Origin of the sequence: Curtobacterium sp. MCPF17_021, from assembly GCF_003234605.2 — a bacterium.
GTDB lineage: Bacteria > Actinomycetota > Actinomycetes > Actinomycetales > Microbacteriaceae > Curtobacterium > Curtobacterium flaccumfaciens.
On the sequence record NZ_CP126252.1, the window covers coordinates 849,402 to 872,678 of the forward strand.

The 23,277-nt window shown below is 71.7% G+C and carries 19 protein-coding genes; 16 read left to right on the plus strand and 3 right to left on the minus strand.

The features are described from left to right. Nucleotides 1-52: 52 nt before the first annotated feature. Nucleotides 53-1,492 (minus strand): glucuronate isomerase, encoded by a 1,440-nt coding sequence (gene uxaC, locus DEJ29_RS04160; RefSeq protein ID WP_111095806.1) that lies wholly within the window; start codon nucleotides 1,490-1,492, stop codon nucleotides 53-55. A gap of 47 nt (nucleotides 1,493-1,539) precedes the next feature. Continuing rightward, on the minus strand, nucleotides 1,540-2,682 hold the full coding sequence (locus DEJ29_RS04165; RefSeq protein ID WP_181438269.1) for a LacI family DNA-binding transcriptional regulator: 1,143 nt from the start codon (nucleotides 2,680-2,682) through the stop codon (nucleotides 1,540-1,542). A gap of 120 nt (nucleotides 2,683-2,802) precedes the next feature. Between DEJ29_RS04165 and DEJ29_RS04170 the strand changes: the two genes are divergently transcribed. The 15 genes from DEJ29_RS04170 to mfd all read left to right on the plus strand — a co-directional run bounded on the left by DEJ29_RS04170 (nucleotide 2,803) and on the right by mfd (nucleotide 20,981). After that, nucleotides 2,803-4,158 carry an ABC transporter substrate-binding protein gene (locus DEJ29_RS04170; RefSeq protein WP_181438268.1) on the plus strand — a complete coding sequence of 452 codons (1,356 nt, stop codon included), beginning with the start codon at nucleotides 2,803-2,805 and terminating at the stop codon, nucleotides 4,156-4,158. Next, nucleotides 4,158-5,180, plus strand: a complete 1,023-nt coding sequence (locus DEJ29_RS04175) for a carbohydrate ABC transporter permease (protein WP_027464479.1) — start codon at nucleotides 4,158-4,160, stop codon at nucleotides 5,178-5,180. Before DEJ29_RS04170 ends, DEJ29_RS04175 begins: the two co-directional genes overlap by 1 nt. After that, the gene (locus DEJ29_RS04180) at nucleotides 5,177-6,136 is read left to right on the plus strand and encodes a carbohydrate ABC transporter permease (protein ID WP_220037362.1); all 960 of its coding nucleotides are present in this window, start codon (nucleotides 5,177-5,179) and stop codon (nucleotides 6,134-6,136) included. Before DEJ29_RS04175 ends, DEJ29_RS04180 begins: the two co-directional genes overlap by 4 nt. Nucleotides 6,137-6,229: 93 nt before the next feature. Next, on the plus strand, nucleotides 6,230-7,066 hold the full coding sequence (locus tag DEJ29_RS04185) for a sugar phosphate isomerase/epimerase family protein (protein WP_111095805.1): 837 nt from the start codon (nucleotides 6,230-6,232) through the stop codon (nucleotides 7,064-7,066). Then, entirely contained in the window at nucleotides 7,063-8,274 is a 1,212-nt protein-coding gene (locus DEJ29_RS04190; RefSeq protein WP_110865039.1) for a Gfo/Idh/MocA family oxidoreductase, read from the plus strand. Before DEJ29_RS04185 ends, DEJ29_RS04190 begins: the two co-directional genes overlap by 4 nt. After that, nucleotides 8,271-9,158, plus strand: a complete 888-nt coding sequence (locus tag DEJ29_RS04195; protein WP_110865040.1) for a sugar phosphate isomerase/epimerase family protein — start codon at nucleotides 8,271-8,273, stop codon at nucleotides 9,156-9,158. The genes DEJ29_RS04190 and DEJ29_RS04195 overlap by 4 nt, the downstream gene beginning before the upstream one ends. Further along, nucleotides 9,155-10,438, plus strand: a complete 1,284-nt coding sequence (locus DEJ29_RS04200; RefSeq protein ID WP_111095804.1) for a mannitol dehydrogenase family protein — start codon at nucleotides 9,155-9,157, stop codon at nucleotides 10,436-10,438. Before DEJ29_RS04195 ends, DEJ29_RS04200 begins: the two co-directional genes overlap by 4 nt. After that, nucleotides 10,435-11,787, plus strand: a complete 1,353-nt coding sequence (gene manD, locus DEJ29_RS04205) for a D-mannonate dehydratase ManD (protein ID WP_246521547.1) — start codon at nucleotides 10,435-10,437, stop codon at nucleotides 11,785-11,787. Before DEJ29_RS04200 ends, manD begins: the two co-directional genes overlap by 4 nt. A gap of 31 nt (nucleotides 11,788-11,818) precedes the next feature. Continuing rightward, a complete protein-coding gene (locus DEJ29_RS04210; protein WP_111095803.1) occupies nucleotides 11,819-12,745 on the plus strand; it encodes a hypothetical protein in 927 nt (308 codons plus the stop codon). A gap of 84 nt (nucleotides 12,746-12,829) precedes the next feature. Beyond that, nucleotides 12,830-14,089: a sensor histidine kinase gene (locus tag DEJ29_RS04215; protein ID WP_111095802.1), complete on the plus strand. Its 1,260-nt coding sequence runs from the start codon at nucleotides 12,830-12,832 to the stop codon at nucleotides 14,087-14,089. Beyond that, a complete protein-coding gene (locus tag DEJ29_RS04220) occupies nucleotides 14,086-14,742 on the plus strand; it encodes a response regulator transcription factor (RefSeq protein WP_111095815.1) in 657 nt (218 codons plus the stop codon). Before DEJ29_RS04215 ends, DEJ29_RS04220 begins: the two co-directional genes overlap by 4 nt. An 8-nt stretch (nucleotides 14,743-14,750) precedes the next feature. Beyond that, nucleotides 14,751-15,725: a hypothetical protein gene (locus tag DEJ29_RS04225; RefSeq protein WP_111095801.1), complete on the plus strand. Its 975-nt coding sequence runs from the start codon at nucleotides 14,751-14,753 to the stop codon at nucleotides 15,723-15,725. 328 nt (nucleotides 15,726-16,053) lie between these two features. Next, entirely contained in the window at nucleotides 16,054-16,677 is a 624-nt protein-coding gene (locus DEJ29_RS04230) for a 50S ribosomal protein L25/general stress protein Ctc (protein WP_071405234.1), read from the plus strand. A gap of 29 nt (nucleotides 16,678-16,706) precedes the next feature. Next, entirely contained in the window at nucleotides 16,707-17,291 is a 585-nt protein-coding gene (gene pth, locus DEJ29_RS04235; RefSeq protein ID WP_110865046.1) for an aminoacyl-tRNA hydrolase, read from the plus strand. A gap of 81 nt (nucleotides 17,292-17,372) precedes the next feature. Then, a complete protein-coding gene (mfd, locus tag DEJ29_RS04240) occupies nucleotides 17,373-20,981 on the plus strand; it encodes a transcription-repair coupling factor (protein ID WP_111095800.1) in 3,609 nt (1,202 codons plus the stop codon). A gap of 159 nt (nucleotides 20,982-21,140) precedes the next feature. On the opposite strand, the gene nhaA is transcribed toward mfd, so the two are convergent. Beyond that, the gene (nhaA, locus tag DEJ29_RS04245; protein ID WP_110865048.1) at nucleotides 21,141-22,319 is read right to left on the minus strand and encodes a Na+/H+ antiporter NhaA; all 1,179 of its coding nucleotides are present in this window, start codon (nucleotides 22,317-22,319) and stop codon (nucleotides 21,141-21,143) included. 90 nt (nucleotides 22,320-22,409) lie between these two features. Here nhaA and DEJ29_RS04250 point away from each other — a divergent pair, with 90 nt between their 5' ends. After that, nucleotides 22,410-23,159: a MazG family protein gene (locus DEJ29_RS04250; RefSeq protein WP_111095799.1), complete on the plus strand. Its 750-nt coding sequence runs from the start codon at nucleotides 22,410-22,412 to the stop codon at nucleotides 23,157-23,159. Nucleotides 23,160-23,277: the final 118 nt, after the last annotated feature.

Below are 23,277 nucleotides of genomic sequence, written 5' to 3' on the forward strand. Positions count from 1 at the left end.
GCACCACGCGGCAGTGCGGCGCCGCACCGCGCCGCACCACCCGCCCGCAGCGTCAGAGCTTGAACGTCGCCCGCGGGATGTCGGACACGATGCGCCGGGCGGTGCGGACGGCGTCCTCCTCCGAGACCTGGTGCGTGACCACGAGCGACGCCAGGTACGCCGCGTCCGCCCGCCGCGCCATGTCGTGCCGCGCGGGGATGGAGCAGTACGCGCGGGTGTCGTCGATGAACCCGGAGGTCTTGGTGAACGACGCCGAGTCGGTGACGGCCGACCGGTAGCGCCCGATGGCCGCCGGGGTGTCGATGAACCACCACGGCGCGCCCGCGTACACGGCGGGGTAGAAGCCCGCGAGCGGCCCGATCTCGCGCGAGAAGACGGTCTCGTCGACGGTGAAGAGCACGAGGTGGAACCCGGGAGCGGTGCCGAAGGACTCGAGCAGCGGCCGGAGCGGCTCGGTGAAGGACCCGACGGCGGGCAGGTCGTGCCCCGTGTCCGGCCCGAAGCGCTCGAGCGTCGGCGTGTGGTGGTTCCGGATCACCCCGGGGTGCAGCTGCATGACGAGGCCGTCCTCGACGCTCATCTCCGCCCAGCGGTAGAGCATGTCGTGCCGGTACGCCGTCGCCTCGGCCTCGGTGACCGACGACGCATCGCGCAGTGCCGCGGCGTGGATGCGTTCCCGCTCGCTCGACGGCAGGGGAGCGGAGCCCGCGTCGAGCACTCCGGTGTCCGTGGCGGTCGCGCCGTGTTCGATGAAGTAGTGGCGACGTGCGCGGAGAGCCGCCAGCAGCCCTGCGTGGGTGCCCGTGTCGATGCCGGCGGCCTCGCCGATCGACGCGACCACGGGCCTCCAGTCCGACCGCGTCGGGTCGAACACGGCGTCCGCGCGGAACGTGGGGAGCACCCGGCCGGTGAAGCCGGGATCCGCGGCGAGCTGCGCGTGCGCAGCGAGGTCGTCCGCCGGGCCGTCCGTGGTGGCGAGGACCTCGATGCCGAAGGCGTCGAAGAGCGCGCGTGGCCGGAAGGCGGGCGACGCCAGCAGGCCGGCGAGGTGGTCGTACTGGTCGTCCGCGTTCGCCGCGGACGGCGCCTGGTCGAGCCCGAACACGTCGTGCAGCTCCGTCTCGAACCAGTAGCGCACGGGGGTCCCGAGGAAGTCGTCCCAGTGCTCCGCCAGCTGCCGCCAGATGGCACGGCCTGGAGGAACGGGGCTGGTTCCCGACCGGTCCGCGCGTCCCAGCGCGGCCAGGTCCACCCCGTTCGCGTGCAGCAGGCGGAGCACGTAGTGGTCGGGCGTGATGAGCAGCGATGCGGGGTCGCTGAACGGCTGGTTCGAGGCGATCAACGCCGCATCGACGTGCCCGTGCGGCGAGATGATCGGGGCGTCCTTGACCGCCTCGTACACGGTGCGTGCCACGGCTCGCGCTCCGGGGTCGGCGGGGAACAGCCGGTCGGGGTGCGGTGCGAGCCGGGTGGGGGTGCTGGTGCGGGTCATCATCGACTCCTTCGAGGGCGGCGGGTTCGCCGGTGGCGAGTGCGGGATCAGTCGTTGTGGGCGCGCGGTGCCGGCCCGGTCGACTCGCGCACGGTCAGGTGGGTGGGCAGGGCGACGGCGCCGGACATGTGCTCCCCGGGCAGTTCGTCGGCGGGCAGGGCGCCGAGCCGTCCGAGCAGCATCCGGATCGCGACCCGGCCGGCCCGCTCGATCGGCGAGGTCATCGTGGTGAGCGGCGGGTTGCAGAAGTCGGCGCCGAAGATGTCGTCGCAGCCCACGATGCTCATGTCCTCGGGGACGCGGACCCCGCGCTCCCGCAGCCGGGCGAGCATCCCGATGGCGATCAGGTCGTTGAAGGCGATGCACGCGGTCGCACCGGCGTGCACGGCGGCGTCGGCGGCCGCGGCGCCGGAGTCGACGAAGGGTGCGTGCGGCCCCACTCGGGCGACGCGGATCCCCAGGCGCTTGGCGACCTGCACGAGCGCGCGCCACCGACGCTCGTTCGACCACGAGCTGTCCGGCCCGGCGACGTACAGGATCTCCCGGTGTCCCAGCGACACCAGGTGCTGCACCGCCTGCTCCACCCCGCCGGGGGTGTCGATGAGCACCGATGGCACGCCGGTGGGTCGGCGGTTCACCACGACCAGGGGGATCCGCTCGGCGAACCGTGCGATCTGCGCGTCGGACAGGCGTGACGCCGTGAGCACGACCCCGTCGGCCTTCGCCCCGACGGCGGTGAGTGCGGCCATCTCGGCGTCGGCGGACTCCTCGGTGTCGACGAGCAGCTGCGTCCACCCGGCTCCGGCGAGCTGGTGCTGGGTGCCCCGGATGACGTCGAAGTAGAACGGGTTCGTGATGTCGGACACGAGCACGGCGACGGCGCGGGTGCGCCCGGAGGTCAGCGCCCGGGCCTGCGAGTTGGCGACGTAGCCGAGCTCGCGGGCCGCCCGCTGGATGCGCTCCTGGGTGACGGGGTTGACCCGGTCGGGCAGGGACAGGGCGCGGGAGACGGTGGACGCGGCGACCCCGGTGGCGTCGGCGATGTCGCGGATGGTGACGCGACGCGCGGCACCAGCGGCGGTGCCGGCAGCGCGAGCACCAGCGGCGGCAGCGCGAGCACCAGCGGCGCTACCAGCAGCGCCCGCGGCACCGCCCGTGCGCCCGCCGCCGTCCGTCGAGAGGTCCTTCACGAGGCCGAACGTATTCGCGTCTGGCAACAAGTGGCAACCGGTTGCCGCATGTTGCCAACGGCGGAACAGTGGTGCCACCGAGCAGCGCCGCTCGGAGGAGGTCTCGAGGAGGAAACCCCCGTGAAGACGCGAAGACTGCAAGTCCGCACCCTCGTCGGTGCCGTCGCCGTGGTCGCCCTCACCGCACTGTCCCTGCAGGGATGTGCCGTGGTGAACGGCAGCGGCGACGACCCGAACACCCTCCGCGTGATGATGGGCGCGGACACCACCTACCCCAAGGAACGCAAGCAGTGGCAGCGGGACACCGCCGCCGAGTTCAAGCGCACGACCGGTGCGGACATCCAGTGGGAGACCTACTCGTCCGCGCAGGAGGAACTGACCGCGATCCAGACGAGCGTCATCTCCGGCCAGGGCCCCGACGTCTACGCGATCGGCACGACCTTCACCCCGACCGCGTACGCCACCGGTGCCTTCGTCGAGATGGGCACGAAGGAGTGGGACGCGATCGGCGGCAAGGACCAGTTCGACCCCGCGTCGTTCGGCATCTCCGGCCCGAGTGCGTCGAAGCAGATCGGGATCCCGTTCGCCAGCCGTCCGTTCGTGATGGCGGTGAACAAGGACCTGCTCGCGAAGGTCGGCATCACCGACATGCCCACGACGTGGGACGAGCTCACCGCCGACGCGAAGGCCACCACGGGTGACGGTCGCCACGGGATGGCGATCGCCTACGCCGACGGCTTCGACCCCTGGAAGTTCGTGTGGGGGATGGCCCAGAACGCCGGCAACACGATCGTCGACGGTTCGAAGGCCGAGATCGACAGCGAGGCCGTCGAGAACGCCTACCGCACCTACTTCGACTGGGTCACGAAGGACGGTGTCGTCGACCCGGCCGCGATCGGTTGGAACAACGCCCAGGCCCTCGCGCAGTTCACCGAGGGCAAGGCCGCGTTCTTCCCGATGACCACCACCACCGCCATCAACTCCTTCACGGACACCAAGGTCGACGGCAAGTACGAGTTCGCCCTGCTGCCCACCGTCCCGCCGGGGGCGTCCGAGCGGCCGTCCGACGGGATCGAGGCCGCCAGCATCCTGTCCGGCGACAACTGGGTCGTCGCCGACTACGGCACCAAGCAGGAGCTGTCGTTCGCGTTCGTCAAGCAGCTCAGCGCCCCGAAGGCCCAGCTCGAGTACTACGACCTGTTCGGCAACCTGCCGACCAACGCGTCGGCCGCCGCCGACCTGGCAGCCGACAACCCGCAGCTCAAGCCGATCATCGACGCCGGCCGCCTGTCCAAGCCGACCGCGTTCACCGGCGCCTGGTCCGACATCCAGCTCGCCCTGGTCGACGTGGTCGTGCAGTCGATCCCGTCGCTGAAGTCCGGCGAGGTCACCGACGACCAGCTCCGCAAGCGACTGCAGGACGCCCAGAAGGACGCCCAGGCCACCCTCGACCGTCAGAAGAACGGAGGTCTGTGATGACCAGCACGCAGACCAGGCCCCGCACCGACGCGGCGCCGCCCCGGCCGGTCCGCCCGGCCGGCAAGACGCCCCTCTACAAACGCGAGCGCCCGCTGTGGATGCTCCTGCCCGGCGGGGTCCTCATGCTCGCCGTCATCGTGGTGCCGCTCCTGGTGGGTTTCTGGATCGCGATGCTCGACCTCGACCAGTACACGCTCCGCCAGTGGTTCAGCGCTCCGTTCGTCGGGTTCGCCAACTTCACCGAGGCGTTCACGAACTCGCCGCTGCTGCACTCCATCTGGATCTCGGTGTCGCTGTCGGTGCTCGTCACCGCGGTGACCGTGCCGATCGGGGTCGCCGCCGCGATCTCGACGCAGAACCGGTTCCCCGGTCGCGGGCTCGTCCGATCGATCTACCTGATCCCGTACGTGCTCCCGGCGTTCGTCGTCGGCACGTTCTTCCGCACGATGCTCCAGCCGCAGGGGGTCGTGAACTCGATCCTGCACACCGACGTGCTGTGGCTGAACGGCTCGGCGTCGTACTGGGCGCTCGCCGGCGTGATGATCTGGACGAGCTGGCCCTTCGTCTACCTGCTGTCCCTGGCCGGACTGCAGGCCGTGGACAACGAGGTGCACGAGGCCGCCGCGCTCGACGGGGTGACCTGGTGGGCGAAGCTGCGGTACATCATCTTCCCGTACCTGCGCGGACCCCTCAGCCTCGCGGTGATCATCTCGATCCTGCACAACATCAACAACTTCACGCTGCCGTTCGTGCTGTTCGGCATCCCGCTGCCGTCCAGCGTCGAGGTGATGCCCGTCCTGACGTACATCGCGAGCTTCCAGTCGTTCCGCTTCGGCCTGTCCGCAGCGATGGCGATCTGCTCGCTCGTGATCGTGGCGATCCCGCTGTTCGTCTACCTGCGGGCGGTCAAGCTCGACACCGGCGACGACGCCGGCCCCAACCGGAAGCAGCGTCGCGCCGACCGCGCCACGCTCGCCGCCGCCCCGACCGCCGCCGACATCGACGGAGCACGCGCATGACCACCCCGAGCACGTCCTTCAGCACCCGCACCCGCCCCACCGCGACGCTCACCGAGAGCATCACGACCGGCAGCGGCGGCCGACGGAGCAAGCGTCCCTACGACACCGACGTCACCCGGCTGCTGCCGCGCTGGCTGCTCGTCACCGTCATCGCGGTGATCATCGCGTTCATCGCCGTCCCGGTGCTCTACATCCTGTTCGGCTCGGTCAACTCCGACGTCGCGGTCGCCCGCGGCGAGTACTTCCCGTCCGAGTTCACGCTGTCGAACTACGTGGACATCTGGTCAACGGTCGCCCTCGGCGAGGGACTGGTGAACTCGATGCTCACCGCCGGTGCCGTCGCCGTCGCGAGTGCCGCGCTCGCCGTGTCCACGGCCTACGTGCTCGTCCGGTTCCGGTTCCTCGGGCGGCTGACGATCCTGCGTGGGCTCCTCGCCCTGCAGTCGATCCCCGGCACGCTCCTGCTCCTGCCGGTCTTCGTGGTGTTCTCGAACATCGCCAGCGCCACCGGCGTGCAGATCATCGGCACCCGCTGGGGCCTGTTCGTCACCTACCTGACGTTCGCCCTGCCGTTCTCGACGTGGGTCATGGTCACCTACCTGCGCGGCCTGCCGAAGGAGCTCGAGGAAGCGGCGCGCATCGACGGCGCCAGCTCGACGAAGATCCTGACGAAGATCGTCCTCCCGCTGTCGTGGCCCGGCATCGTCGTGTCCTCGATCTTCGCCTTCCTGCTCGGCTGGAACGACGTCCTGTTCTCCACGATCATGACGACCCCGAACACCCGGACGGTCGCCGTGGTCCTGCAGGTGCTCGGCACCACCCAGGAGGGCGGCGCCGTCCCGATCTACGGCCAGATGATGGCCGCCTCGATCGTCTGCGCCGTCCCCGTCGTCGCCCTGTACCTGATCTTCCAGCGCTACCTGGTCGGCGGGCTCACCGCCGGCTCCGTCAAGTAGCGCTGTGCAGTCTGCCGACTTGTCCACAGACTGCCTGGAGGCGCGGTGCCAGCCCGCCCCGCGCCTCCAGTCTGGTCGCATGAAGGGAATGCAATGACCCAGCCCAGTTGGGAACTCTCCGGTTTCGGCGACGAGATCGACGCCGATCCGGTCGTCCAGGTCGCGGTCCTCCAGGCGCTCGGCGCGAGCGCCATCGAGGTCCGCAGCGCCTGGGGCGTCAACGTCGTCGACCTCGACGAGGACCAGCTCGCCGGACTCCACCGGCTGCTCGACGAGCGCGGGCAGACCGTGTCCGCGATCGCCTCGCCGATCGGCAAGGTGCCCGTCGACGAACCCGTCGAGCACGAGGTGTCACGGCTCGCCCGTGCGATCCGTGCCGCGCACGCCCTCGGCACGACGAACATCCGGATCTTCTCGTTCTACTTCGAGGGCCGCAGCCCCGACGACGTCCGCGACGACGTCCTCGTCCGGATGCGGGCGCTGGCCGACCTCGCCGAGCGCGAAGGCGTGACCCTGCTGCACGAGAACGAGAAGGACATCTACGGTGACGTCCCCGCGCGGGTGCTCGACATCGTCGAGAGCGTCGGGTCCCCGGCGCTCCGCCTGGCCTGGGACAACGCGAACTACGTGCAGTGCGGCGTCCGGGCCTTCACCGACGGCTGGGAGCAGCTCGCCCCGTACGTCGACTACCTGCAGGTCAAGGACGCCCTCGCCGCCGACTCGTCGGTGGTCCCCGCGGGCGAGGGTGACGGCGAACTGCTCCAGACCCTCACCGCGCTCCGCGACGCCGGCTACTCCGGGTACGCCTCGCTCGAGCCGCACCTCAGCGACTTCACCTCCCTCGGCGGGTTCTCCGGCCCCGCGGCCTTCGGTCGTGCCGGCCGGGCCTTCCGCACCCTCACCGACCAGATCGGAGTCACCCTGCGATGACCGAACCCACCAACCCGCTCCGCCTGGCCGTCGTCGGCGCCGGTGTCATCGGACGCCACCACGCCACCGTCGCCGTCCACCACCCCGACCTGCAGGTCGTCGCCCTCGTCGACGCCGTGCCCGAAGCCGCCACGAGCGCAGCCGACGCAATCGAGGCGATGGGCGTCGCCCGCCCGATCACGACGTCCACCATCGAGGAGGCGATCGAACAGACCGACATCGACGTCGTCGCGATCTGCTCGCCGTCCGGCATGCACGTGCAGCTCGCCGAGGCCGCCCTGGCCGCCGGCAAGCACGTCGTCATCGAGAAGCCGCTCGACACCACGATGCCCCGGGCCCGGCAGATCGCGGCGCTCGCCGCAGACGCTCGTGACCGCGGGCTCGTCACGAGCGTCATCAGCCAGCACCGCTTCGACCCGGCGTCGGCAGCCGTCGCCCGGGCCGCGCACGACGGCGGGTTCGGCACCGTGACCTCGGGGCTCGCGAGCGTCGCGTGGTACCGGTCGCAGGGGTACTACGACTCCGGTGACTGGCGCGGCACCTGGGCGCTCGACGGCGGCGGCGCGGTGATGAACCAGGGCGTGCACACCGTCGACCTGCTCGTCTGGGCGCTCGGTCGTCCGGTCGAGATCTCCGCGCAGACCGGCCTGCTCGCGCACGACCGGATCGAGGTCGAGGACACCGCCGTCGCCACCGTCCGGTTCGCCGGCGGGGCGCTCGGGGTCGTCCACTGCACGACCGCCGCGTACCCGGGGCTCTCCGCCCGGTACGCCGTGTACGGCACGCACGGCTCCGCCATCGTCGACGACGACCGGCTCGCGTACTTCCACATCGCCCCGGACACCGCCACGCTCGAGTCCGCGTCCACCACGTCGAACGCCACCGCGGTCGCCGGTGCGGTCGACCAGAAGGACCAGATCGTCCCGCCCGAGCACGTCGTCGGCGGCCCGGCCGAACCCGACCACTTCGCCGCGGGGCACGCTCGGCAGTACACGGACATCGTCGACGCGATCCGGCAGGGCCGCGAACCGGGTGTCACCGTCGATGCGGCCCTCGTGTCGCTCGCCACCGTCCGCGGGCTCTACGTCAGCGCGACGCTCGGACACCCCGTGCGCATCGACGACGTGATCGAGGGGAAGTACGACGATGTGGTGCCGGTCGTCGGCACACCCGCCACCGCCAGCGCGACCGAAGGAGCCACCCGATGAAGTTCTCCGTGTTCACCGCCTCCACCCCCGACTGGACCCCGTCCGAAGCCGCCGAGACCCTGGCCGCACAGGGCTGGGACGGCATCGAGTGGCGCATCGTCGACGACCGCCCGGCCGACGGCGCCGAGGTCCCCGCCGAGCGGTCGTTCTGGGCGGGCAACAACTCGACGTGGCAGTACACCGGCATCCGCGACCGGGTCGGCGAGATCGCCCGGGTCACCGACGCAGCCGGGCTCGAGTACTCGGGCATCGGCGGCTACCAGCCGGCTGCCGACCACGACGGCGTCGAGACCATGCTGCGCGTGACCAGCGAACTCGGCGCCCGGCAGGTCCGCGTCACGATGCCGCACTACCGTGCCGAGCAGGAACGCACCGGCGAGACCTACCCGCAGCTCTTCGACCGCACCCGCGCCGACCTCGAGTGGGTCGCGTCGCGTGCGTCGGAGCTCGGCGTGAAAGCACTCGTCGAGCTGCACCACATGACGATCACGCCGTCGGCCTCCGCGGCACTGCGACTGATCGACGGTCTCGACCCCGCACACGTCGGCGTCATCCACGACCTCGGCAACCTCGTGATCGAGGGGTACGAGGACCACCTCGCCGCGTTCGAACTGCTCGGGCCGTACCTGGCACACGCCCACGTGAAGAACGCCCGCTGGGTGGACACCGGCGACACCCGTGCCGACGGCAGTTCGATCTGGCAGCACGAGTGGGCACCCCTGCGCACCGGCCAGGCGTCGGTGTCCGAGTACCTCGACGCGCTCCGCCAGGTCGGGTACGACGGGTGGGTCACCATCGAGGACTTCTCCACCGACCTCCCGCTCGAGACCCGCACCGCCGACAACCTGGCGTACCTCCGCTCCCTCGTGCCGGTGTCGGCATGACCGATCGGCGTCCGGGCATCGTCCACCTGGGGGTGGGCGCGTTCGCTCGTGCCCACCTCGCCTGGTACACCGCCCACACCACGGGGGAGCCGTGGGGCATCACCGCCTTCACCGGCCGCTCGCCCGCGGCCGCGGATGCGTTGGCCGCGCAGGACTGCCGGTACACGCTCGTCACCCGAGCCGCGTCCGGCGACGGAGCCGAGGTGGTCGACACGATCGTGGCCGCCCACCCGGGCAGCGACGACACGGCCTGGAGGCACGTGGTCGCGTCCCCCGAGACGACCATCGTCACGCTGACGGTCACCGAGCAGGGCTACCGGCCCGGTTCCGACGTGCCGTCGCGGCTGGTCGCGGGGCTCGACGCCCGCCGTGCCGCCGGCTCCGGGCGCATCGCGCTGGTCAGTCTCGACAACCTGACGCACAACGGGGCGGTCCTGCGGGACGCCGTGCTCGACGCCGTCACCGACGACGCCCTGCGCGACTGGATCGAGGCGAACGTCACGTTCCCGAGCTCGATGGTCGACCGGATCACCCCGGCCACCACCGACGACGACGTCGTGCGCCTCTCGGAACTGCCGGGTGCGCTCGCCGGAGACCGGGTCCCCGTCGTCACCGAGCCGTTCGCCGAGTGGGTGCTCGAGGACGCCTTCGACGGGATCGACCGCCCCGCGTGGGAGACCGCCGGGGTGCGCATCGTCGACGACGTCACCCCGTACGAGCAGCGGAAGCTCTGGCTGCTGAACGGCTCGCACTCGCTCCTCGCCTACCTGGGATTGCAGCTCGGCCACGACACCGTGGCCGAGGCGATGGACGACCCGGTCTGCCGCAGCGCCGTCGAGCAGCTCTGGGACGAAGCCGCGCTCGAGCTCCCGCTGCCCGAGGCCGAGGTCAGAGAAGCCCGCACGGCCCTGGTCGAACGGTTCGCCAACCCGCGCATCCGGCACACCCTGCGGCAGATCGCGTCCGGCGGCTCGCAGAAGCTGCCCGTCCGTGTCGTCGACGTCGTGCGGCACCGGCTCGCCCGCGACCCCTCGGCCGGCATCGGCACCGGAGCGGCCACCGCCCTCGCCGCATGGTGGTTGCACGTCACCGAGCAGTCCGACCTGGTGGACGACCCCGGTGCCCCGGGGCCAGACTCGGACGTGCACGACGTCCTGGCCGCCATCGCGCCCGAACTCGAGACCACCCCCGTGGTCGCCGCCGTGACGGCGGCGGCCGACCGCATCCGCACCGCCGCGGCACGCGCCCGCGAACGCTCCAACGGAGGAGTCCACGCATGACCGACACGAACACCACGAACCCCGCTGCCCCGGTCCCCGGCGCCACCGACAGCGGGCCGGCCGAGACCACCGCCGGCCGTCCGGACACCTGGGCCTCGGCGGACCGCGGCCAGCTGATCGAGCGGGCCGAGGTCATCGTGACCAGCCCGAACCGGAACTTCGTGACGCTCAAGCTCACCACGGCCGACGGCGTCACCGGGCTCGGCGACGCCACCCTGAACGGCCGCGAGCTCGCGGTCTCCGCGTACCTGTCCGAGCACGTCGTCCCGCTGCTCGTCGGCCGTGACGCCAGCCGCATCGAGGACGCCTGGCAGTTCCTGTACCGGTCGTCGTACTGGCGCCGTGGTCCGGTCACGATGGCCGCGATCGCCGCCGTCGACATGGCCCTCTGGGACATCAAGGCGAAGGTCGCCGGGATGCCCCTCTACCAGTTGCTCGGCGGGGCATCGCGCACCGGGCTCATGGCGTACGGCCACGCCTCGGGCAAGGAGCTGCCCGAGCTGTTCGACTCCATCCGCGAGCACCAGGAAGAGGGCTACCGCTCGATCCGGGTGCAGACCGGTGTCCCCGGCCTCGAGTCCATCTACGGCATCGCCTCGAACAGGACCACCGAGGGCAACGCCGGCGTCCGCTACGACTTCGAGCCCGCCCAGCGCGGGGCGTACCCGGCGATGGAGGACTGGGACACCCGCGCCTACCTGCGCCACGTGCCCACCGTGTTCGAGGCCGTCCGCAACGAGTTCGGCCCCGAACTGCCGCTGCTGCACGACGGCCACCACCGGATGACCCCGCTGCAGGCCGCCAAGCTCGGCAAGTCGCTCGAGCCCTACGATCTGTTCTGGCTCGAGGACTGCACCCCCGCCGAGAACCAGGAGGCCCTGAAGCTCGTCCGGCAGCACACCACGACGCCGCTGGCGATCGGGGAGGTCTTCAACACCATCTGGGACTTCAAGGACATCATCCGCGACCAGCTCATCGACTACGTCCGCGGTGCCGTCACGCACATGGGCGGCGTCACCCCGCTCAAGAAGACGATGGAGTACGCGGCGCTGTACCAGGTCAAGTCCGGCTTCCACGGGCCGACCGACATCTCCCCGGTGGGCCTTGCCGCGCAGATGCACCTCGGGCTCGCGATCCACAACTTCGGCATCCAGGAGTACATGCAGCACGGACCGCAGACCAACCAGGTGTTCCACCAGACGTTCACGTTCACCGACGGCTACCTGCACCCGGGGGACGAGCCGGGCCTCGGGGTCAGCCTCGACGTCGACGAGGCCGGCAAGTACCCCTACGAGCAGGCGTACCTGCCGTTCAACCGCCTGGCCGACGGCACCGTCCACGACTGGTAGTACCCGGCATCCTGGCTGGCACAGTGGTCGCATGGAGTTCGCCGACGTCGCCAGGGAGCTGCTGCTCGTCGCGCCGCAGGACTTCGTCGCCGAGCGCACCGCACGGCAGCGCGCGGTGCGGAAGGACGACCGCGCCCTCGCTACGGCGATCGGGAAGCTCCGGAAGCCCTCACCGGCCGCCTGGGTGATCGACCTGCTCGCCCACGACGGTGCCCTCGACGACGCCGTCGACCTCGGACCGGCGCTCCGGAAGGCGCAGGCCGACGCCGACCCCGACGCGATCCGGACCCTCCGTCGGCAGCGCGCCGAGGTCGTCGACGCCCTCGCGCAGGCCGGTGCGGACCTGGCGTCCGACGCCGGACATCCCGTCACCCCGGCGGTGCTCGAGCAGGTCCGGTCGACGATCGAGGCGGCGATGGCGGATCCGCACGCCGGCGCGGCCGTCCGGTCGGGGCTGCTCGTGACGGCGCTCGAGAGCGTGGGGTTCGACGCGGTTGACCTCGACGGGGCGCTCGCGGATCCGGACGCGGTGCCCGATGCCTGGTCCGGCAGCGATGCCCCACCCATCCCCATCTCCCAGGCGAGGGGTGCGCGGAAGGCGAGCCGTGCCTCCAGGCCCGCGCAGCGTGACGCTCCGGAACCGGACGCCGAACCCGAACCCGAACCCGAACCCGAACCCGAACCGCAGCGCGACCCGGCTGCCGACCGGAAGGCCGCGCGCCAGGCCGAGACCGCAGCGCGCACGGAGTCCCGCGATGCCGACGCCGCACTCGACACCGCCGAGGCCGATCTCGAACAGGCGGAGGAGCGCCGCGCGGAGCTCCAGCGTGCCCTCGAGCAGGCCGAGGCCGAGATCACCCGGCTCGAGGCAGCCCGCGACGACGCTGAGGCGGCGAGCGACCGGGCGCGCGACGTCCTCCACGCCGCGCAGGAGCACCGGCGGAAGGTCGGTCGCTGAGCCGTCCGATCGGACCTCATCACCTCGGATGAAAAGCGGCCGCACGGCTCGGTCCCCGTCCGGCGAGGCCCATACGCTCGCGTCATGACCTCCTTCCTCCGCCGGTACCGGCACCTGCTGGCCCCCGCCGCCGGCGCCGTGTACCTCGTGCTCTGGATCGTCGCCGAAGCCGGACGCGCGGGGCTCGCCGACCACGTCGTCGTCGTGTCGGCCTTCGCCGTCGCCATCGGCCTCGCCGCGTGGATGCCCGCGACCGCGCTCGGGCTGGTCGTCGGCATCCCGCTCCTGCAGGCGGCCCGGCTGCTCACCCGGCCGACCGACACGACCTGGCCGGAGTACCTGGCGATCGCGATCGTCGTCGGCATCGTCGGCGCCGGTCGGTCCGACCTGCTCCGCTACGTGGCGGTCCCCGTGCTCCTGCTCGCGAGTGCGGCAGCCGCCTGGGCGATGGCGGTCCCGACCGCTGCCGACCAGGACGTCTGGGGCAGCTGGGTGGGGAACTCCGGCGGGACCCGGTCCGACCTCGTCACGATCACCTTCGCGTTCGTCGGGGTCAGCGGTGTCGCCTGGGCGGTCGGCGTGGCCATCGGTGCCGCGTGGCGGATCGGCCTCGCCCGGGTCCGGGTGGTCGAGGCGCAACGCCGCACCGAGGTGACCACCACCGAACTCCGGGCCGAGCAGGACCGCGCGCGGATCGCCCGCGACGTGCACGACTCGCTCGCCCACTCACTGGCCGTCGTCGTGTCCCAGGCCCAGGGTGCCGCGGCCATCGCCGTGCGGGACGAACACGCCGCCCGGGCGCTGCAGGACATCGCCGACGTGAGCCGCTCGGCGCTGGGGGACGTCCGGGCCCTGGTGGAACGCATCCAGGCGAGCGACGACGCCGACCGTCACGGGCTGCTCGACGTCCCCGACCTGGTCGAGGACATGCGGGAGCTCGGGATGACCGCGACGTTCGAGGAGCACGGCGCTGGGTTGCTGTCCGCGAGCAGCGCCAGCGCGGTCCACCGGATCGTGCAGGAGAGCCTGACGAACGTGCTGAAGCACCAGGGCCGGACAGCGACGGCCCGGGTGGCGCTGGACTGGCGCGGCCCGGGGCTCGGCGTCGTCGTGACGTCACGGGGGACCGAACCCCTCGTCGAGCTCGACGGTGTCGGGTCCGGTGTCGCCGGGATGCAGGAGCGTGCCCGACTGGCCGGCGGCTGGCTGCGTGCCGGTGTCGGCGACACCACGGACAAGTGGGTCGTCACCGCGTGGCTGCCGACGACCGCCGCCGTGCCGACCACGGCGACGGCGGACACCGACACCGACACCGAGGCCGTCCGGCCGGAGCACGTCCGATGAGCGCCGTCCGCGTCGCCGTCGTCGACGACCAGCGGCTGTTCGCCACCGGGATGCAGATGCTCGTCGACGCCCAGGACGACATGACCTGCGTCGGGACCGCCGGCGACGGTGCCGCCGCCCTCGAGCTCTGCGCCGCCGAACACCCCGACGTGCTGCTGCTCGACCTGCGGATGCCGGTCATGAACGGCATCGAGGCCCTGACGCGGCTCGCCGCGCCGACCCAGGACCGCCCGCGGGTCGTCGCGCTCACGACCATCCGCCGCGACGACGCCGTGCTCGCTGCTCTCCGCGCCGGCGCCGCAGCGTTCCTGACGAAGGACGCTCTGCCCGAGGTCGTCACCGCGACCATCCGCGACGTGCACGCGGGCCGACCTGCACCGACGGAAGCGGAGGCGCTGGACCTGCTGCGCGCGCAGGGCACCCCGGCCGTGACCGATCGGCGCGACGAGGTGCTCGACGCGCTGACGGCTCGCGAGCGCGAGGTCTTCCTGCTCGTCGCGAAGGGGCTCAGCAACGCCGAGATCGCCGAGTCGGTCTTCCTGAGCGACGCCACCGTGAAGACCCACGTCCGCGCCGTCCTGACGAAGCTCGGACTCCGGAACCGGATCCAGGTCGTCATCACCGCACACGAACGCGGCCTCGTCCGCGCCTAGGGGGAACCATGCAGATCACGAACCGCGTCGCGAAGACCGGCACCCTCGTCGTCGTCCTCGCCGGACTGGCCACCGCCGTCGTCCACGGGCTGCCCGAACGCGCCGACGTCGCGGTCGCACCCACCGTCGAACAGGACAGCACGGCGTGGGCGATGCCACTCGACGCCTTCGTCGCACCGGCCTCGTCGAAGACCACGTACGCGGAGGACCTCGTGGCCGAGCCCTGCCTGCGGAAGGCCGGCATCGACGACCCGGCTCCCTGGGCGACCGCGGCCGGGCTGCAGGCCGACGACGACGCGGCCGACACCGCCGCCCGGGCGAACCCCGCACCCGCACTCGCGACCACCCGGCCCCTCACCACGGCGCTCGCCGAGGCCCGCGGTTACCACGGGCCGTCCGTCGCCGGTGCGAACCAGGAGGGCATGCGGAAGTGGGGCTACGACCCGGACCGCCAGGCCGCGTTCGCCGCGCTCCCGGACGACGTGGCCGCCCGCTGCTGGAAGGCAGCCCGGAAGACGCTCGGCACCACACTGCGCGGCACCGAGCAGACCGCGTCCGAACTGGCCCAGCGCCTGACGTACCTGGCGGCGCTGGACGCACGCCAGGACGACCCGGTCCGCACGGCCGCGGCCGGGTGGCGCACCTGCATGGCGCCGTCCGGTGTGCCGGACCTGCCGGAGGGTCCGGAGGGCATGCCGACCCCCTCGATGCACGTCAGCGCCCGTGACGGCGACCAGGTCGTCCTGTTCTCGGACGATCCGGGGAAGGCCGAGGTCGCCGTCGCCGAACGGGACGTTGCGTGCCAGGAGTCATCCGGCTACCGCAGCGCGCTGTACGCGGCGGAGTGGGAACGGCTGCTGCACGTCACCGCGACCGACGCGGCGGTGCTCCGGAAGGGTTCGACGCGGCAGCCGCAGGTGGACGCCCGCCTCGACCGGGTGATCGCGCGGCTCGCGCCGGCGGCACCGACGGACGTCGACTGACGCGGCGGTCGCGGGGAGCGGTCGTGGGGGGAGCGCCCCGCGCCCGCCGCGTGGGGACGACGGACGGGAGGCCCGTGGCAGGACCGCCACGGGCCTCCCGTCCGTCCCGGTGTGCGTCCGGATCGTGACGCGCGACACGCCCGGACGGCCCTGCTAGACTCAGTCCCTGACTTCGGCGAGGGCTGCGTACGCGCGGCCGTGATCGACGCGGTGGGATACCCGGCAAGACCCTGGGATCGTTCCTCACGCGTGCACGCGTTCGAGTTGCAACACCACAGACCCCCACGATGCCGGCACCCCGGCGTCGTCCCCGACACCAGGAGGCACCATGGCCGACTACACCAAGCTCGCAGCGGAAGTCCGCACCAAGTTCGGCAAGGGCGCTGCTCGCAAGCTCCGCGCGGCCGACAAGATCCCCGCGGTCGTCTACGGCCACGGCACCGAGCCGAAGCACATCTCGCTGCCCGGTCACGAGACCATGCTGCTCGTCCGTACCGCCAACGCGGTCGTCGACCTCGACATCGAGGGTGCTGCGCAGCTCGCCCTCGTCAAGGACGTCCAGCGTGACCCGGTGCGCCAGATCATCGAGCACATCGACCTCGTGGTCCTCCGCCGCGGCGAGAAGGTCACGGTCGACGTGCCCGTCGTCATCGAGGGCGAGTCCTTCTCCGGCACCATCCACGTGCAGGACCTCAACACGATCTCGCTGCTCGTGCTCGCCACCGACATCCCGGAGCACGTCTCCGTGAACGTCGAGGGCCTCGAGGACGGCGTGCAGATCCACGCCGCGCAGCTCGAGCTCCCCGAGGGCGCCGAGCTCGAGACCGACCCCGAGGCGCTGGTCGTCGCGATCGTCACCCCGCGTGGCACCGCTGACGACGACGCTGCGGACGAGGCCTCGGCCGAGGCCGGCGCCGAGTCGGGTGCCGAAGGCGCCGCGGACTCCGAGTAACACCCCTTCGAAGACATCTGGTCGACGCTGTGACGGATCACATCCTCGTGGTGGTCGGGCTCGGGAACCCCGGGCCCGACTACGCCGGCAACCGCCACAACGTCGGCCAGATGGTCCTCGACGAACTCGCCTCCCGCATGGGAGCGACGTTCAAGAAGCACAAGACGCCGAACCAGGTCGCCGAGGGGCGCCTGGTGCCCGGCGGCACACGACTCGTGCTGGCGAAGCCCGGGTCGTTCATGAACACCTCGGGCGGGCCGGTCTCCTCGGTGCTCGGGTTCTACAGCGCCACCCCGGCCGACCTCGTCGTCGTGCACGACGAGCTCGACCTGCCGTTCGACACCGTCCGCCTGAAGGGCAGTGGCGGGCACGGCGGGCACAACGGGCTGCGTGACATCATCAAGGCCACCGGCACGAACGAGTTCATGCGCGTCCGGGTCGGCATCGGGCGTCCCCCCGGTCGGCAGGACCCGGCCGACTACGTGCTGCGTGACTTCTCCGCAGCCGAGAAGAAGACGCTGCCGATCCTGCTGGCCGACGCCGCGGACGCGGTACAGGCGATCGCCGAGGTCGGGCTGCTCGCCGCACAGCAGCGCGTGCACGCTCCGTCCTGAGCGCTCCGTGCCGGGCGTCGCGCTGTTCGCCCGTCGCGCACGTCGCGGCCGGTGTCGGTGGCGGCCGGTACCATCTCCTGAGTGACGATCTCGGGCATCATCCCTGCGCTCTCGCGCGCCTCCGCCTTCGATCGCGTGCTGCGCGCCGCACCGCGCGACGCCGACTTCTCCGTCGTGGACGGCCTGCGCGTGCCGCTGCTCGGCGCGCTGCTCGCCGAGCGCAACGGCCCGCAGTGCGTCCTCGTCATCACGGCGACCGGGCGTGAAGCCGAGGCGGTCCGCGAAGCGTTCGGCAGCTACGTCCCCGGCGCCGACGTGCTCGAGTTCCCGGCGTGGGAGACCCTGCCGCACGAACGCCTCAGCCCGAGTGCCCAGACCGTCGGCACGCGGATCGCGACGCTCCGGAAGCTCGCGGCGTGGCAGGCGGCGGACCCGGCCGAGCGCCGCCAGACCATCGTCGTCGCGAGCGTCCGCGCCGCGCTGCAGCCGATCGCGAGCAACCTGACGTCCCTGGCGCCGGTGGTGCTGCGGACCGACTCGCGGGGCAACGACTTGGCTGCGATCGCGTCCCAGCTGGTGGACCTCGCCTACTCGCGTGTCGACCTCGTCACACGCCGTGGTGAGTTCGCGGTGCGCGGTGGCATCCTCGACGTCTTCCCGCCGACGGCCGGCCACCCGGCACGCGTCGACTTCTTCGGCGACGAGATCGAGGCGATCAAGGCGTTCTCCGTCGCCGACCAGCGCACGACCGAGGACGACCTCGGCTCGGTCGAGCTGACCGCCTCGCGCGAACTCCTGCTCAGCGACGACGTCCGGCAGCGGGCGCGCGAGATGCTGCACGAGTTCCCGAACCTGTCGCAGATGCTCGCGAAGATCGCCGAGGGCATCCCGGTCGAGGGCATGGAGTCCCTCGCCCCGGCGCTCGTGCAGGACCTCGTGCCGATGACCTCCTACCTGCCGGACGACGCCACCATCGCGGTGTTCTCGCCCGAGCGGGTGAACGGCCGCGCGAACAGCCTCGCCGAGACGAACACCGAGTTCCTGCAGGCGGCCTGGAGCGCAGCGGTCGCCGGTGCCCAGGCGCCGATCGACCTCGACGCGGGCAACTTCCTGACCGTGCAGCAGCTCAAGAACACCCGGGGGCAGCGCACCTGGTGGACGGTGTCGCCGTTCGACTCCGGCCTCGACGAAGGGGACACCGAGCGCGTCCTCACCGACGCCGAGGCCGCTGCCGAGGCCGGCGAGTACATCCGCGTCCGGGCCGAGGCCGTCCCGAGCTTCGCCGGCAGCGCCGACGGGGCGATCGCGCACGTCAAGTCGCTGACCGACGACGGGTGGGCCGTCGTGGTGACCGCGCAGGGCCAGGGCCTCGTCGAGCGTGCGGTGCAGGTGCTCGCCGACGCCGGGGTCGCCGCCCGTGCCGCAGCGGTCGACGCGCCGCCCGAGCCGGGGTTCGCCGTCGTGACGACCGCGACCGTCGAGCACGGCTTCGCGATCCCCGACCCCCGCATCGCGGTCCTGAGCGAGGCGGAGTTCTACGGCCGCAGCGTCCAGCAGGGCGCCCGCACCGTCAAGAAGCTCGCGAGCCGGCGCAAGAACGTCGTCGACCCGCTGCAGCTCAAGCCGGGCGACGTCGTCGTGCACGCGACCCACGGCATCGGCAAGTTCGTCGAGCTCGTCAGCCGCGAGGTCTCCAGCGGCGGCCGCAACGCCGTGAAGACGCAGCGCGAGTACCTCGTGCTCGAGTACGCGCCGTCGAAGCGCAACTACCCGGGCGACAAGCTCTTCGTGCCGACCGACCAGCTCGACCAGCTGTCGCGCTACGTCGGTGGCGAGTCCCCGACCCTGTCGAAGATGGGCGGCTCGGACTGGTCCGCCGCCAAGTCGAAGGCCCGCAAGGCCGTCCGCGACATCGCCGTCGACCTGGTCAAGCTGTACTCGGCGCGCATGGCGTCGAAGGGGCACGCGTTCGGCCCGGACACCCCGTGGCAGCGCGAGCTGGAAGAGGCGTTCCCGTTCGCCGAGACCGCCGACCAGCTCACCACGATCGACGAGATCAAGCGCGACATGGAACGCCCGATCCCGATGGACCGCCTGCTGTCCGGTGACGTCGGCTACGGCAAGACCGAGGTCGCGATCCGTGCCGCGTTCAAGGCCGTGCAGGACGGCAAGCAGGTCGTCATGCTCGTCCCGACGACCCTGCTCGTCCGCCAGCACATGGAGACGTTCCAGGAGCGCTTCGCCGGGTTCCCCGTGCACCTGCGCGCCCTGAGCCGGTTCCAGAGCGAGAAGGAGTCGAAGGAGACCATCGCCGGGCTCGCCGACGGCACGGTCGACATCGTCATCGCGACCCACCGGATCCTGTCGCAGGGCATCACCTTCAAGGACGTCGGGCTCGTCATCATCGACGAGGAACAGCGGTTCGGCGTCGAGCACAAGGACCAGCTCAAGAAGTTCAAGACGAACGTCGACGTCCTGGCGATGTCGGCGACCCCGATCCCGCGCTCGCTCGAGATGGCGGTCACGGGCATCCGCGAGATGTCGACCCTGGCGACCCCGCCCGAGGACCGCCACCCGATCCTGACCTTCGTCGGACCGCAGTCTGACCTGCAGGTGGCGGCGGCGATCCGCCGCGAGCTGCTGCGCGAGGGCCAGGTGTTCTACGTGCACAACCGCGTGAAGGACATCCAGTCGGTCGCCGCGCACCTGGCCGAGATCGTGCCGGACGCCCGCATCGCCGTGGCGCACGGGCAGATGTCGGAGACCGCCCTCGAGCAGGTCATGGTCGACTTCTGGGAGCGCCGCTTCGACGTCCTCGTCTCGACGACGATCATCGAGACGGGCCTGGACATCGCGAACGCGAACACGCTCATCATCGACAAGGCGGACAAGTACGGCCTGTCGCAGCTGCACCAGCTGCGCGGTCGTGTCGGCCGCGGGCGGGAGCGCGGGTACGCGTACTTCCTCTACGACTCCGACAAGCCGTTGTCCGAGACCGCGCAGGACCGCCTCGAGACCATCGCCGCGAACAACGAGCTCGGCGCGGGCATGCAGGTCGCCATGAAGGACCTCGAGATCCGCGGGGCCGGCAACCTGCTCGGTGGGGAGCAGTCCGGCCACATCGCGGGCGTCGGGTTCGACCTGTACCTGCGGATGATCGGCGAGGCGGTGTCGCAGTTCCGTGGCGACGTCGCCGAGGGGCAGACCGAGCTCCGGCTCGAGATCCCCGTCGACGCGCACATCCCCGAGGACTACGTCGAGTCCGAGCGACTCCGGCTCGAGGCGTACCAGAAGCTGTCGGCGGCCTCGGCCCCGACGGCGCAGCCGAACGCGATCGACATGGTGCTCGACGAGCTCACCGACCGCTACGGGCAGCCGCCGCAGGCTGTTCAGACCCTGGTCGAGGTCTCCCGCCTCCGTCGCATGGCGCAGCAGGTCGGCCTGTCCGACGTCGTGGTGATGGGCTCGAACCTGCGGGTCGCCGGCAAGGAACTCGCCGACTCGTCGCAGGTGCGCCTGAAGCGCATGTTCCCGGGTGCGCGCTGGTTCCCGCAGCAGAACGCGACGAGCATCCCGATGCCGCGTCCGCACGACCAGGCGCTGCCGGACGATGCCCTCATCCAGTGGGTGGAGAGCATCCTCACCGCCGTCTACGGGGCGACGACCCCCGCAGAGGCGCCGGCCGCGTAGACGCGAGCGGAGACGGACAGGAGGCACGGTGCGGGCCCGCACCGTGCCTCCAGGCCGTCCGTGGCCACGTCCACAGCGCGCGCGCCGTTCGCGACGATCCACGCGTCGAACGACGCGTGCCCTGTCGCGGAACGGGTGTGAACCCCGGCCCGCGACCCGCTACTCGGTGTCCTCGGCCTCGGACAGCTCGCGGCGCGCGCGGTACGCCCGCGCTCGCAGGGTGACGACGACCGCCGACGCGACGATGGCGATGCCCGAGCCGACGAGCACGGCGAGGACGCCCTCGTCGAGGATCTCCTCGTTGCGGGCGAACGCCAGCTCGTTCATGAGCAGGGACACCGTGAACCCGATGCCGCCGAGCACGCCGACGGTGATGATCGAGAAGAACGACAGCGACGAGCGGCCGGGCGAGCGGAAGATCCGCGTGGCGATCGTGCCGAACAGCGTGATGCCGATCACCTTGCCGACCGGCAGCGCGAGGACGACCGCCCAGAACGTGGGGGAGAGCTCGCTGATGCCGACCGAGGGGATGATGACGGCAGCCGACGCGAACGCGAACACCGGCAGCACGATGGCGTTCGACCACGGCTCGACGTTCTCGTGCAGGGTGTGGCCCGGGCGGCGGGGCAGCACGAGCCCGAGGGCGACGCCGGCGATGGTGGCGTGCACACCGGAGTGGTAGACGAGCCACCAGGTCAGGAGCCCGACCACGACCATCGCCACGATGATCAACGTCTGCCCGCTGCGCCCCGGACGGAGCATCCGGCCGAGCAGCCAGAACACCGCGAGGGTGACGACAGCGCCCGCGAGGGCCAGGAAGTCGGTGTCGTGCGCGAACACCACGGCGATGATGATGATCGCGATGAGGTCGTCGAGCACGGCCAGCGCGAGCAGGAACACCCGGATGCCGCTCGGCAGCCCGCGACCGAACATGGCGAGCACCCCGAGCGCGAACGCGATGTCCGTCGCCGTCGGGATCGGCCAACCGTGCGTGTACTGCGTGCCCGCGGTGACGAGCAGGAAGATGCCGGCCGGGACGAGCACGCCGCCGACCGCCGCGATGGCGGGGATGATCGCGGTCTTGGGGTTCGACAGCTCGCCGTCGACGAGTTCCTGCTTGAGCTCGATCGCGACGAGCAGGAAGAAGACCGCGAGCAGCCCGTCGCTGATCCAGTGCGCGATCGACAGGTCGAGGCCCAGGGCACCGAGCGGCAGGTGCGCGTCGAGCAGCCGTTCGAGGCCGGGGCCGATCGGGGAGTTCGCCACGACCAGGCCGAGCACGGCGGCGGTGAGGAGCGCGATGGCGCTGAAGCGGGGGGAGCGGACGAGGGACGACATGGATCTCCGTCTCGAGGGGTCGGGTGAGTGTCCGTCGACCAGACTTCCCGACACACCACGACCAGTCTACGCGGGTGGCACGATGACCTGATGACCGCCGTACCGGACCTCGTGACCGTCGTCGACCGCCTGCTCGCCGAGGACGGCGGGTGCGTCTGGAACCGGGCGCAGACCCACGCCTCGCTTGCCCGCTACGCCGTCGAGGAGTCGTACGAACTCGTCGACGCCATCGACGACGGCGACCCGGACGACGTCCGCGAGGAACTCGGCGACCTGCTCTACCAGGTGGTCCTGCACGCGGGGATCGCCGCCCGGGCGGGGGACTTCACCCTCGAGGACGTCGCCGCCGGGGTCCGGGACAAGATGACCAGGCGGCACCCGCACGTCTTCGGCGACGAGACCGCGGACACCGTCGAGGACGTCGTGCGGGTCTGGCGTGCGGCCAAGGCGGCCGAGAAGGCGAGCCGGCGGAGTGCGTTCGACGGGGTGCCGCGGGCGATGCCGCCGCTGGAGCGCGCGGTGAAGCTGCTGGAACGCCTGGAGGAACGTGGGGACGCCGACGCAGTCGTCGCGTCCGTCGTCGGGGCTGGGGCCGAGGCCGAGGCCGAGGCCGGGGCCGGGGCCGGGTTCGGTTCCGGCTCCGGTTCCGGCGTCGGCCTGGAGGCCCGTGGTGCGTCCGCAGCGCCGGCTGCGGACGACGGGGTGGGGACGGTCGACGCCGAGTGGGGGCGAGCGGTGCTCGGCGAGGTCGCGGCTGCGGCAGGACGCGGGGTGGACCCGGTCGCGAGCCTGCGGGCCGCGGTGGCGGCGCTGGAGGAGGCCGGTCGGGCCGTGGAGTGATCCCCGGTCGGGAGATCGCTCCGGGCAGGGGAGAACGGGCGCCCTCCCAACCCGAAAAAGAGAGGGCGCCCGTGAGCGGGCGTCGGCTCCACCAGGGAGAGGGGCCGACAGGGAAGCC